At 69.1% G+C, this 11727-nt stretch carries 11 protein-coding genes; 4 read left to right on the top strand and 7 right to left on the bottom strand.

The annotated features are described in order from the left end of the window. The first annotated feature begins 286 nt into the window (after nt 1-286). Entirely contained in the window at nt 287-892 is a 606-nt protein-coding gene (locus OG413_RS42015; RefSeq protein ID WP_266815058.1) for a TetR/AcrR family transcriptional regulator, read from the top strand. A 78-nt stretch (nt 893-970) separates the two neighbouring features. Here OG413_RS42015 and OG413_RS42010 read toward each other — a convergent pair whose 3' ends face one another. Both OG413_RS42010 and OG413_RS42005 read right to left on the bottom strand, forming a co-directional pair. After that, nucleotides 971-1693, bottom strand: coding sequence for an SDR family NAD(P)-dependent oxidoreductase (locus tag OG413_RS42010; protein ID WP_266815506.1), 723 nt, complete (start codon nt 1691-1693; stop codon nt 971-973). A 171-nt stretch (nt 1694-1864) separates the two neighbouring features. Continuing rightward, on the bottom strand, nt 1865-2530 hold the full coding sequence (locus OG413_RS42005; RefSeq protein ID WP_266815504.1) for a ScbR family autoregulator-binding transcription factor: 666 nt from the start codon (nt 2528-2530) through the stop codon (nt 1865-1867). A gap of 144 nt (nt 2531-2674) precedes the next feature. On the opposite strand from OG413_RS42005, the gene OG413_RS42000 reads away from it, so the two are divergent. Continuing rightward, on the top strand, nt 2675-3592 hold the full coding sequence (locus OG413_RS42000) for a ScbA/BarX family gamma-butyrolactone biosynthesis protein (RefSeq protein ID WP_266815056.1): 918 nt from the start codon (nt 2675-2677) through the stop codon (nt 3590-3592). 642 nt (nt 3593-4234) lie between these two features. Beyond that, nucleotides 4235-5677 carry a phage/plasmid primase, P4 family gene (locus OG413_RS41995; RefSeq protein WP_266815502.1) on the top strand — a complete coding sequence of 481 codons (1443 nt, stop codon included), beginning with the start codon at nt 4235-4237 and terminating at the stop codon, nt 5675-5677. A gap of 140 nt (nt 5678-5817) precedes the next feature. Here the strand turns inward: OG413_RS41995 and OG413_RS41990 are convergent, their stop codons facing one another. Together OG413_RS41990 and OG413_RS41985 are read right to left on the bottom strand one after the other, a co-directional pair. Further along, on the bottom strand, nt 5818-6219 hold the full coding sequence (locus tag OG413_RS41990) for a DUF6009 family protein (RefSeq protein ID WP_266815054.1): 402 nt from the start codon (nt 6217-6219) through the stop codon (nt 5818-5820). Nucleotides 6220-6400: 181 nt separating this feature from the next. Further along, nucleotides 6401-7360: a hypothetical protein gene (locus tag OG413_RS41985; protein WP_266815052.1), complete on the bottom strand. Its 960-nt coding sequence runs from the start codon at nt 7358-7360 to the stop codon at nt 6401-6403. A 232-nt stretch (nt 7361-7592) separates the two neighbouring features. Between OG413_RS41985 and OG413_RS41980 the strand changes: the two genes are divergently transcribed. After that, a complete protein-coding gene (locus OG413_RS41980; protein ID WP_266815050.1) occupies nt 7593-8183 on the top strand; it encodes a carboxymuconolactone decarboxylase family protein in 591 nt (196 codons plus the stop codon). A 28-nt stretch (nt 8184-8211) separates the two neighbouring features. Here the strand turns inward: OG413_RS41980 and OG413_RS41975 are convergent, their stop codons facing one another. The 3 genes from OG413_RS41975 to OG413_RS41965 are packed head-to-tail and all read right to left on the bottom strand — an operon-like array spanning nt 8212 to nt 11272. Next, complete coding sequence (locus OG413_RS41975; RefSeq protein ID WP_266815048.1) at nt 8212-8613, bottom strand: DUF6009 family protein; 402 nt, start codon at nt 8611-8613, stop codon at nt 8212-8214. Then, nucleotides 8610-10163 (bottom strand): phage/plasmid primase, P4 family, encoded by a 1554-nt coding sequence (locus OG413_RS41970; protein WP_266815046.1) that lies wholly within the window; start codon nt 10161-10163, stop codon nt 8610-8612. The genes OG413_RS41975 and OG413_RS41970 overlap by 4 nt, the downstream gene beginning before the upstream one ends. Continuing rightward, a complete protein-coding gene (locus tag OG413_RS41965) occupies nt 10160-11272 on the bottom strand; it encodes a bifunctional DNA primase/polymerase (RefSeq protein ID WP_266815044.1) in 1113 nt (370 codons plus the stop codon). The genes OG413_RS41970 and OG413_RS41965 overlap by 4 nt, the downstream gene beginning before the upstream one ends. Nucleotides 11273-11727: the final 455 nt, after the last annotated feature.

Below are 11727 nucleotides of genomic sequence, written 5' to 3'. Positions count from 1 at the left end.
CTACCACTATAGAATAGCGAACGTTATCTTTTTTTCCAACGGAGGAGCGGCACTCCTCCTCGGCGGAAGGAGAAAAGATGCGGCCAGGAGCGGGGTACCAGGACGCTGATCACCACGCTGACCAAGGGTTTTTCCTACTTCGGCAACTCCGCGTTGCTCTCCCGCGGCCGGTCCGCCCAAGCTGGGCCGGTTCATGTCGTCCGGCCGAAGGGAACACCGGAACACCGCATCGGCTGCCAGGTACCGCGCCAGGGGCGCCGTACCCGCCGGCGCTTTCGGAGACACCATGGTGAAACAGGAGAGGGCCGCGAGGACCCGCGAGGGCCTGGTACGTGCGGCGGCCGCACAGTTCGACCAGGACGGTTACGCGGGGGCCTCGCTGGCCAAGATCAGCCGGGCGGCGGGCATCTCCCTGGGCGCGGTGACCTTCCACTTCCCGTCCAAGGCGGAACTCGCCGAAGCCGTCGAGGAGGAGGGCCGCGCCGAGGTCACGGGCGCCCTGCGACGGATGGCGGACGCCTCCAACACCCCCCTGCAACAGCTGGCCGACCTGACCCTGGAGCTCGCCCGGCTCATCGAGCGGGAGGACACCGTCCGGGCCCTGCTGCGGCTGGAACGGGAGCGGGCGGCCACCGACCACTGGACGGAAATCTGGCTCCCCACGGCCGACGAACTGCTGCGGCGCGCCTACGACAGCGGCGACCTGCGCGCCTCGGCGCACCCCGAGGCCATGACGACCCTGGTCGTGCACCTGGTGGCAGGGTCCGAGATCGTGCTCCGCCGCCACCGCACCGCCGGGGCCCCGGCGCACGAGAGCGCCGTGGACATGCTGGCCCGTATCTGGCAGCTCGTCCTGACGGGAATCTCCGCGAGCGAGGCGGCGCGCCTGTGAGGCCGTGGTCCCGCAGGAGCCGGACCACGGCCGGACACGGACCGGCCCCCGAGCGTGTCGCGGGGACCCGGCGGCGGATCAGACCGCGCTGCACCCGCCGTCCACCGGAACGGCGCCACCGGTGACGAAGGACGAACGGTCACTGCACAACCAGGCCGCGGCCTGGGCGATTTCGGTCGGATCGGCCAGCCGGTGCTGAATGGCGCGCGCGGCCACGAGCCGCCCCGATCCGGTGCTCCCTTCCGTGAGTTCGGTACGGGTGCTGCCCACCATCAGGGCGTTGACCCTGATCCCCCTGCCCCCGTACTCGGCGGCCGCGGCCTTCGTCAGCCCGAGCACGGCGTGCTTGGCAGCCACATAGGGGGCCAGCGCACCGGTGGCGAAGAGCCCCGCGGTGCTGGAGGTGTTCACGATCGTCCCGCCCGTCCGCTGGTCCAGCATGAGCGGAATCTGACGGCGCAGGCAGTTCCACACCCCTCGTACGTTGACGTCCATGATCTGGTCGTACGCGGCGTCCTCCGTCTGATGCAGATCGGTTCCCCTGGCCCCCCAGCCCGCGTTGTTGAACGCCGCGTCCAGCCCCCCGAAACGCTCCACCGCCACCGCGACGACCCGCTCGACGTCTTCGGAGCAGATGACGTCCCCGGTGACCGCGACGGCCCGGCCCCCCGAGGCGTGGATCTCGTCCACCAGGTCGCACAAGGGTTTCTGCCGTCGTGCCATCAGGATGACCGACGCCCCCTCGGCGGCGAAAAGACGCGCCGCAGCGGCCCCTATCCCACTGGACGCCCCCGTGATCATGACTCTCTTGCCGTGCAGTAATCCACTCGAAATCGCGTTCATCGACCCCTCCCCCGCACACCCGGCCGACGACCGAGTGTGATAGCGGTCACCGCATTCCCTGGGGGGATGACCATAGCGGGCAGTGGATGAACCCCCAGGGCCTGTCGGCAGAATTCTAGGGCTGCCGGTTCACCCGGCCACGGACTCGCTCTTCTTCCGGCGGGACGCCGGCCTGCCGCGCGCCTCACCGAACTCCAGCTGCCCGGCGACGCCCGGCCCCGCGATCGCGGGAAGGATGCAGTGCCAGATCTCCTCGACCCGGTCGGGCAGGTCCCGCCGTCCGGATTCCATCTGCGCGTGCATCTGCGCTCCGGTGCAGGCGCTCACCAGCATCCGCGCGAGAGCCGGGATGTTGACCCCGTCCTGGAGCTGCCCCAGCTCGTTCGCTTCGGCGAATGCCGACATGGCCACCACGGTCCACTGCTGATGCGAGTTCTCCTCGCTGGAGATGAAGAGCTCCTGATCCGTCACCAGCCGGGCGCCGGCCAGCAGCAGCGGCTCGTCGAGCATCTGGTAGGACCAGGTCAGCGTGATGTCGACCAGCTTCTGCAGACCGTCCGACGGGATCGGCGGCGAGACGATGTCCGGCTGGCTGCGGACGATCTCGCGCGCCAGCGCCTCCTTGTTCTTGAAGTGGAAGTACATCGCGCCCAGCGTCACGCCGGCCCGGTCCGCAATCCGCGAGACGCTTGCACCAGCGAAGCCACTCTCGGCGAACACCTCTGCGGCGGCTCTGATGAGGCTCGCCCGCGTCCGAAGTGCGCGCTCCTGCTTCACGGGACGTTTGTCAGGCAATTCGGACACGAAGCCTCTCCCTCGTAGACAAAAAAAAGAATAATCCTTATTTTACAGCACAGGTGCCTGACGTCACGTTCGAGCACCTGCACATCCAGGCACCCAAGCACGGTCAGCTTCGATGATCCACGGGGAGTGCACGTGATGACTTCATTCAGCGGCCACGGCTCGACCGCCCTTCACCCGCAGCGGTCCACCGTAGCCAATCACCTGGTTCGCAAGACCGACCCCACCGAAGTGCTCGTCACCGCGTGGCACGGCGTCTCGGACACCGAGCACGTCGTCACCACCGAATGGCCCTGCTCACACCCGTTCTATACCCCGGAGCAGGAGACCCACAGCCCGCTGCTCTTCACCGAGAGCACACGGCAGGCCCTGGCTCTGCTGTCCCACACCGAGTTCGGCGTCCCCCTGGACCACCGGCTGGGCTGGGAGTACGTCAGCTGCTCCACCACCCCCGAAGGACTGCGTACGGCTGGGCCCCCGGCGGAGGTGGAACTTCACATCACCCACACCTCGGTGAGCCGGCGCCGCCTGGGCTGCGCCCGCCTGACCGCCGAGATCGAGGCCACCCGCGACGGGGTGCGGATGGGCAGCGCCCAGATCAGGTACACCGCCTACCCGGAGGCGGTGTACCGCCGGCTGCGCGGGCAGTACGCCGGTGCGGCCGAGTCCTGCGCCAGAGCACTGCCGCCCGGCCGCCCGGTCTCCCCCGCCCTGGTCGGCCGGGAGTCCGACAGCGATGTGGTCCTCAGCCCGACGACCCGCGCAGACCTGTGGTTCCTGCGGGCCGACCTCACCCATTCCGTGCTGTTCGACCACCCCCACGACCACATCCCGGGCATGGTGCTCCTGGAGGCGTTCAGCCAGGCCGCCAGGTCGGTCTGCGCACCGCGGCGCGTCAGACCCCTGTCCTTCGACTCGGTCTTCAAGCGGTACGTGGAACTCGACCAACCCTGCCTGATCGAGGCGGAGGCGCTCACCCGTTCCAGTATCAAGCTGGTCGCCACCCAGGGCGACACGGTCGCCGCGTCGGCGATGGTCACCACCGCCCCCGCGTAGCCAACTCCGCGGCACCCACGGCACATACGGCACCCGCACCGGCCGTTCCCTGCCCGCCGACGCACACCGTACGAACACATTTCTGACACACACATGGAGATAGGCGTCGACAACTAAACCGAGTAGCCGTTATGTTATTTCCGTTCCGCAGCTATCACGCGGTGGGAACAACCACCGTGGTACTCGCGCCTTGCTCGGCACATGGTCTGGCCCTTGAGTCGCTACGGTCGCTGAGAGGAAGCGCATTGCCCCTTCACCTGGAATTTCACGGAAGTGGCTCGGGATCGCGCACCCCTCACCCCGGCCACGCGGAGCCCGCCGCGAAACATGGGCCCGCCGCAAGGGCGCGGAGCCCGCGGACCACACGATTACGGCGGACACCTGCTCGGCCGACGGCGGGGAGAGACCGTGGCTGAGGGCATCAGACACGAGGCGGAAACTGCCCTCGCCCGGCAGAACGCCGCCAGGGAGCCCGGACGTGAGAACCGGCTTCTCCAGATCGTGCACAGTGCCCCCGCCGGTCCGGCCGCCCCGGCCGACCGTCCACGGCAGGCCGGTATCCGGCAGTCGTCCACCCGCAGGACCGGGAAGCGGATCATCACTCCCCCGGATTCCGTCAGCACGGGCCTGTTCGGCCAGGCCGTGGCGCACCCGCACCCGCACCCACGCCCCTCGGCACCCGAACAGGCCGATACGGCAGGGCTGTTGCCGGACACGCTGACGGACCGGGGCAGCGCGAAGCTCTTCGCCTCCCTGCACAGCAAGCGGTTCCGCCATGTGCCGGGCCTGGGCTGGTACAGCTGGTCGGGCAGCCGCTGGCAGCTCGACGAGAACGAGTGCGTGCTCTGGGCGGCCGGGGAGATGGCCGAGTCACTGGCCCTGTCCGACCCCTCCGGGACCCACACGGCCGCGGCCCTGCGCCGCCACCGCCGACGGGCACTGTCGACCTCCGGCATCAGAGCCATGCTGGTGCAGGCGAGGTCGGCGCCGGGGATGGTGTTGAGTGCGGGGGTGCTGGACGCGGATCCGTATGTGCTGTGTACGCCTGCGGGGGTGGTGGATCTGCGGTCGGGGGTGCTGCGGGTCCCGGACCCGGACCGGGACTTTCATTCACGCTCGACGTCGATCGGTCCGCGGCGGATGCCGACCCCCCGCTGGGACCGGTTCCTGACCGACACGTTCGGCGACGACGACCAGGGCGCGGAAATGATCCGCTTCCTCCACCTCCTCCTCGGCTACTCCCTCACCGGGGACGTCGGAGCACAGGTCATGCCGTTCCTCTTCGGCTCAGGAAAAAACGGCAAATCCGTCCTCCTCGACGTCCTGATCAAACTCCTCGGCGACTACGCCGACGCCGCACCACCCGGATTCCTCATGGCCCGCCCCTTCGAAGGCCACCCCACCGACCTCGCCGAACTCCACGGCCGCCGCGTCATCGTCTGCTCCGAAGTCAAACCCGGCGACCGCTTCGACGAAGCCCGCGTCAAACTCCTCACCGGCGGCGACCGCATCAAAGCCCGACGCATGCGCCAGGACTTCTTCTCCTTCGCCCCCACCCACAAACTCTGGCTCCTGGGCAACCACCGCCCCGAAGTCGGCACCGGCGGCTACGCCTTCTGGCGACGCATGCGCCTCATCCCCTTCGAACGCGTCGTCTCCGACCACCGCAAAATCGACAACCTCGCCGACATCCTCGTCACCGAAGAAGGACCCGGCATCCTCAACTGGCTCATCACCGGAGCCCACCACTACCTCAACAGCCCCCGCGACCTCACCGGACCCGAAACCGTCCGCATCGCCACCACCGCCTACGCCGAAACCGAAGACCACACCGGCCGATTCCTCAACGAATGCTGCACCCACCAACCCCACCACCGCGTCGAACAAGCCCACCTCTACAACGCCTACAAAACCTGGTGCAGGCTGGAGGACGCGAGCCCCGTCTCGTCGAGGGCCTTCGCCGGCCGGGTCCGTGAATCGGTCGGCCTCGCCGATCACCGCGTGATGATGCTGTCGAACCAGCGCAAGTACTACCCCGGCATCGGGCTTCTGACGGACAGTGAGTTCCTGCCCGAACCACAGTGAACGGTGGCCCCGGGCCGCGGTGTTGGCGCCACCGGCACCGGGCCGGCACCCCTCACGAATTATCACGGCGTGATAATTCACCGCCGGTCCGGATTATCACGCCGTGATAATCGACGGTCGCCGCCGCCCCGCCCGTGCGCCTACTTCGGCCGGGTGATGCCCAGTTCACGCATGGCGCTGGAGGGCGGCCCGCCCTCGGAACGCTCCGTCTTGTAGCCCTTCGTCCCCGTGGCCAGGGTCCGGGGATCGACCGACTCGGACGGGGCGCCGGTCGCGTACAGACCCTGGGGGTCGATGTCCCGGTCGTGGGGCAGCAGCCAGAACACCCGCCGCCGGAACGTCCCCGACGACCTCGACGCCTTGGCCTCCGGTCCCAGGACCGCGTATCCGACCATGCGGCCGTCGCGGTGGTAGGCGGGCCTCCCCCGCCGGGTGGGCAGCCGGTCCAGACTCTGCCGTACGTAATCCAGTACGGACACGTCCTCCAGCCAGACCAGCTCCGCCTCGTCGCTGATCTCTTCCTCGCCGATCAGAGCACTCACTCTGCCTCCTCCTCGACGAGCCGTCGCACGGGCTCATTCTGACACCCGGCACCGGCCAGGGGCAGCCCGGCGGCGCATGCCTCACCCGGACGGGGCCGAGCGGCCGGGGCGGACGTGGCACCGGTGCCGGTGCCGGACGTGGTCACGGCACCGGCACCGGCCGGTCAGATCCCCGCTCCGCTCACGCCGCCCACGGCGCGATCGGGTACCAGGGGATGATCTCGCGGCGCGCGAGCATCCTGACGTCCCAGTAAAGGAAGGTGAAGACGCCCGCGACGATCAGGGTCACCGCCGTCACGGCGGCCATCCGCCCCGGCTTCGCCGTCATCCAGGCGGCCAGGCGGCCTCCGGCGAAGTACGCCATCAGGAAGAAGAGCACCGCGATGATCACCACGTTGCCGACCGACTGCAGCACGAAGACCGCCGCCCCGTAGAGCGGGTTGCCGCTCTCGGCCGCATCGCGGAAGAGCTGCCGGAAGAGCGGATAGGGGCGGCCGACGAGGAAGCCGCCGACCAGCACGCCCATGAACACCGTCTGGGCGTGGGGGAATCGGCGGGCCACCTTCGCGAACGGATCACGGGCGTACCCCAGCGAGCTCAGCCCCAGGTAGAGCATCGCCAGCCCGATGACCCCGAACGTGATCATCGACTGGAGGGTACGCCCCGACAGCACCCCCGGCGCGGCCTGCGCCTGGGAGAACTGCGGCATCGACGTACCCACCAGGCCGACCACCGCGCCGTACACGGCGGAGACCACGGCCATCCCGAGGAAGAGCCAGCCGAGCGGCTTGAGCGCCTGGACGGCCCGGCCCGTACGGCTGTTCACGGTGCCCAGCATCGGGGCGACCGTGCCGAACACCGCGATGTTGCACGCGGTGAACGTCCCGGCGAGACCCGAGGTGAAGGCGAAGGCCGTTCCGGCCGCCACCGAGGCGAGCGAGGACGTCTCCGGGTCATGCCCGAGGATCGAACCGGCTATGTTGCCGCCCACGGTCTTGTCGACGAACTCGGCCGACCAGATCACGGTCAGGAGAAATCCGGCGACCGTACTGAGAATCAGCAGCAGTCCGCGCCGCCGCACCTCGTCCCCTCCCCCGAGGGCCGCGCGTTCACGAACCGGTAACTCATCGATACGTGCCACAGCGGGACTCCTTGTCAGCTGTCGGACGGGTGACAGCGTAGGGAGGACGGAAGGCCGTTCGGTTCTTCGAGGGTGCCGAATACCCCTGCGCCGCCCGAAAAGAACGCGGAACAGCGGAGGAAGAATGCCGAACGGTCGGCCCAACAGCCGTCAGCAACGCAGGGGTTGCGCGCAAACGCCGTAGTCAGGAGCATGAGCGTTTCCCGCTCGCGCGACTCATGAGGATGTCTCTGTGCCACACATCACGATCACCAACGACCTGCCCGGCATCCGCGGTCTGATGGCCCACCGCCGGGACACCGCCGCGCCGCTCAACCACCTCGCCAACACGCTGTTGCGGGAGCCGGCCTCCCTGAGCCCCGGAGAGCGCGAGCTGATCGCGGCGTACGTCTCCCACCTGAACAGCACGCCCTTCTGCTCGGGGACGCACGGTGCGGCGGCGGCCGCCCAGCTCGACGGCGGCCAGGACACGGTGGAGGCCGTGTTCGCCGGCCCGGACAGCGCACCGGTCGCACCCCGGCTGCGGGCCCTGCTGCGGATCGCGGCCGAGGTGCAGCAGCAGGCCCGTCCGGTGTCCGACGACGCGGTGGCCGCCGCCCGCGCCGAAGGTGCCGAGGACAGCGACATCCACGACACCGTGCTGATCGCCGCGGCCTTCTGCATGTACAACCGCTACGTCAGCTGCCTGGCCACCGAACTCCCGGCCGAGGACAGCTACTACGGCGAAGCGGCCCACCGCATCGTCGACCAGGGCTACGGCACGGGATACCCGCAGGCCGGCTCCCGGGACACCGCTCCGGCAGCCGAGGCCCTCACCACCTGACCGGGGCGCACCACCGCCCCTCCCCCACTCACAGCGGAAGCGTTATGCCCAGTTCCCGCATGGCGGTGGAGGGCGGCCCGCCCTCGGAACGTTCCGTCTTGTAGCCCTTGGTACGGGCGGTCAGGGTGCCCGGGTCCACGGCTTCGGCGGGTGCCCCGGTGGCGTAGAGGCCCTCGGGGTCGGTGTCCCGGTCGTGGGGCAGCAGCCAGAAGACGCGGCGGCGGAACGTCCCCGACGACCTCGACGCCTTGGCCTGCGGGCTGAGCAGGGCGTATCCGACCATGCGGCCGTCGCGGTGGTAGGCGGGCCTCCCCCGCCGGGTGGGCAGCCGGTCCAGACTCTGCCGTACGTAATCCAGTACGGACACGTCCTCCAGCCAGACCAGCTCCGCCTCGTCGCTGATCTCTTCCTCGCCGATCAGAGCACTCACTCTGCCTCCTCCTCGACGAGCAGACCCACGCCCGGGTAGTACTTGCGCTGGTTCGACAGGATCATCTCCTTCGGTGACGAGAGCCCTGCCAGCTCTCGCACCCGCGCGGCGAACGCCCGGGAGGAGACAGCGGAAACGCCTTCATTCTGACACCAGGTTTTGTAGGCGTTGTAGAGGTGGGCTTGTTCGACGCGGTGGTGGGGTTGGTGGGTGCAGCATTCGTTGAGGAATCGGCCGGTGTGGTCTTCGGTTTCGGCGTAGGCGGTGGTGGCGATGCGGACGGTTTCGGGTCCGGTGAGGTCGCGGGGGCTGTTGAGGTAGTGGTGGGCTCCGGTGATGAGCCAGTTGAGGATGCCGGGTCCTTCTTCGGTGACGAGGATGTCGGCGAGGTTGTCGATTTTGCGGTGGTCGGAGACGACGCGTTCGAAGGGGATGAGGCGCATGCGTCGCCAGAAGGCGTAGCCGCCGGTGCCGACTTCGGGGCGGTGGTTGCCCAGGAGCCAGAGTTTGTGGGTGGGGGCGAAGGAGAAGAAGTCCTGGCGCATGCGTCGGGCTTTGATGCGGTCGCCGCCGGTGAGGAGTTTGACGCGGGCTTCGTCGAAGCGGTCGCCGGGTTTGACTTCGGAGCAGACGATGACGCGGCGGCCGTGGAGTTCGGCGAGGTCGGTGGGGTGGCCTTCGAAGGGGCGGGCCATGAGGAATCCGGGTGGTGCGGCGTCGGCGTAGTCGCCGAGGAGTTTGATCAGGACGTCGAGGAGGACGGATTTGCCGTTTTTTCCTGAGCCGAAGAGGAACGGCATGACCTGTGCTCCGACGTCCCCGGTGAGGGAGTAGCCGAGGAGGAGGTGGAGGAAGCGGATCATTTCCGCGCCCTGTTCGTCGTCCCCGAATGTGTCGGTCAGGAACCGGTCCCAGCGGGGGGTCGGCATCCGCCGCGGACCGATCGACGTCGAGCGTGAATGAAAGTCCCGGTCCGGGTCCGGGACCCGCAGCACCCCCGACCGCAGATCCACCACCCCCGCAGGCGTACACAGCACATACGGATCCGCGTCCAGCACCCCCGCACTCAACACCATCCCCGGCGCCGACCTCGCCTGCACGAGAAGTGCGTTCATCCCCGAGGTGCTCAGGGCGCGACGGCGGTGCTTGCGCAGGGCGGCGTCGGAGTGGATGCCGCGGGGGTCGGTGGTGGCGATGCTCTCCGCCATCTCCCCCGCGGCCCACAGCACGGTGTCGTCCTCGTCGCTCTGCCAGCGGGTGTTGTCCCAGCGGTACCAGCCCAGGCCCGTGACATGCCGGTAGTCGTGCGCGTAGAGCTTCACGAAGAGCTTCGCGTTGCCCCGGTCCGTCAGGGTGTCCGGCATCAGACCGGCGGCCGAGACCTGTTCGGGGAGCAGCGACGTCCCGGACTGCGCGGGTACGGGTGCGGTCCCCGGTCCTGCGGACGCGCCCGGGGACACGGTCGCGCGGGCCGTCGTCTGGGCGATGATCTGGGCGGCCACGGCCTGGGCGTCGAAGTCGAACAGCGAACCGTCACCGGTCGACGTCATCCGTGCCTCCCCAGGTACAGCGGCCGGCGCGAACCGGCGCTCATTCCACTACGGATGATCTGGGCGGCGCGCCGGTCCTGCCCCGGGCGGGCGACAGCGGCAGCTGACTGAAGGATCTGTTCGGCCTGTTCATGAGTGAGGTGTCCGGCGGTGACCAGTCCACCGGCGGTGTACGAGGCACGGTTGAGCTTCTCCGAGAATCCGGCGCCCTCGGCGACGGCCGCGCAGGCGGTCACTTCGGCCAGTACGGCGCTCAGCGCGCCGACGGTGCGTTCCCGGCCGCCCCCGGCGGCGATGACCGCCTGACGGGCCCGGGAGGGAACGGGCCTCGGGCCGGGAAGCCGCTCCTGGGGCAGGTGTCCCGTGCGTTCGAGCTCCTGGGCGAGCCAGCCGGGCAGGAGTGCCGGACGCCTGGTCGTGCCGAGTGCTGTGTAGCTGCCCGCCGCGGTGGTGGTGCCGGGCGCGATGATGTAGCCGCCGTGCGCGCGGACGTCCACCTGCCAGGCCAGGGCGCGCCCGTTGCCGGACCCGGTGGAGCACTGCCAGGGGCGGGCGTCGGGGGCGCGGTACCAGACGTGGAGGCCGCCCGAGGGGGTCCGTACCCGCAACGTCGATGCGTCGGCGGCGGGGTCGGGGGCGCCCCGCAGCGCGGCCAGGACGGCCAGGGTGTGGAAGCCGTGGGTGAGGCCGGTGAGGTCGACCTGTTCGGGGATCGGGATGCCCGGCAGCAGGCGGTCCCGTGCGGGCAGGCTCTGCGGGTGGGCGTCGATGTCGATGACCACCAGCCCGGCGGGGCCGCAGGAGACTCCCACCCCGAACTCCGGGTTGCTCCCCCACCATTGACCGATCCTGTCGGGGTCACGGGTGGCGGCGTGGAAGCCGTGGCACCAGCGACCCTCGGCGGCGCAGCCGCAGCCCCGGTGGGTGTGACCGGGCCGACGGCAGGCATCGCAGTTCCCGGCGGGCGTCTTGCGTCCGGCGGCGAGCGGGTGCACCGGCCAGCCCTGCTCGGCACACCACCGGGCGGTGGCCACCGCCTGGGGAAAGGCCGGGGGCACCGGGGCGGGCCGCGAGGAGTCGAGGTCTGCAACACGCAGCTCAGAAGCCATGTGCACCCCCCTGATAGCGACCGAAGCGACTCAACGACGAACATAGATTAGCGAAGACATGCCCTGGGTACGGAACGCAGCTGCCCGAATCTTGCATCGTGTCGAACATGGGACTGTCCACATTCGGACGACCGGCACTCCAGCGACCGGAACGGTTGAGTCGCTGCCTGCCACAGGTAGGCAAAACACCAGGTCAGCGCATGTGCCTGGACTTCAACAGCGACTGAAGCGACTCAACTCACCTATATATGACGCACACGCGCACACAGGAATGTCTTCATATACCCCCACCTTCGGTCGCTTCAGTCGCTGTCCAGCCGTAGACACGCCTCTGACCTGGTGTTTCTTTAACCTGATGGGCAGCGACCGAGGGTTTGTCCGGTCGCTGGCCCTTCGGTCGCTGCGGCGGGGAAGCCATCGCCGCCGCTCCTGCGGCAGCGACCGAACGACTCGCC

Source organism: Streptomyces sp. NBC_01433, assembly GCF_026340105.1.
GTDB lineage: Bacteria > Actinomycetota > Actinomycetes > Streptomycetales > Streptomycetaceae > Streptomyces.
The sequence above is the reverse complement of the archived record's forward strand: the minus strand, read 5'-3'. Positions and strand labels throughout refer to the sequence as shown.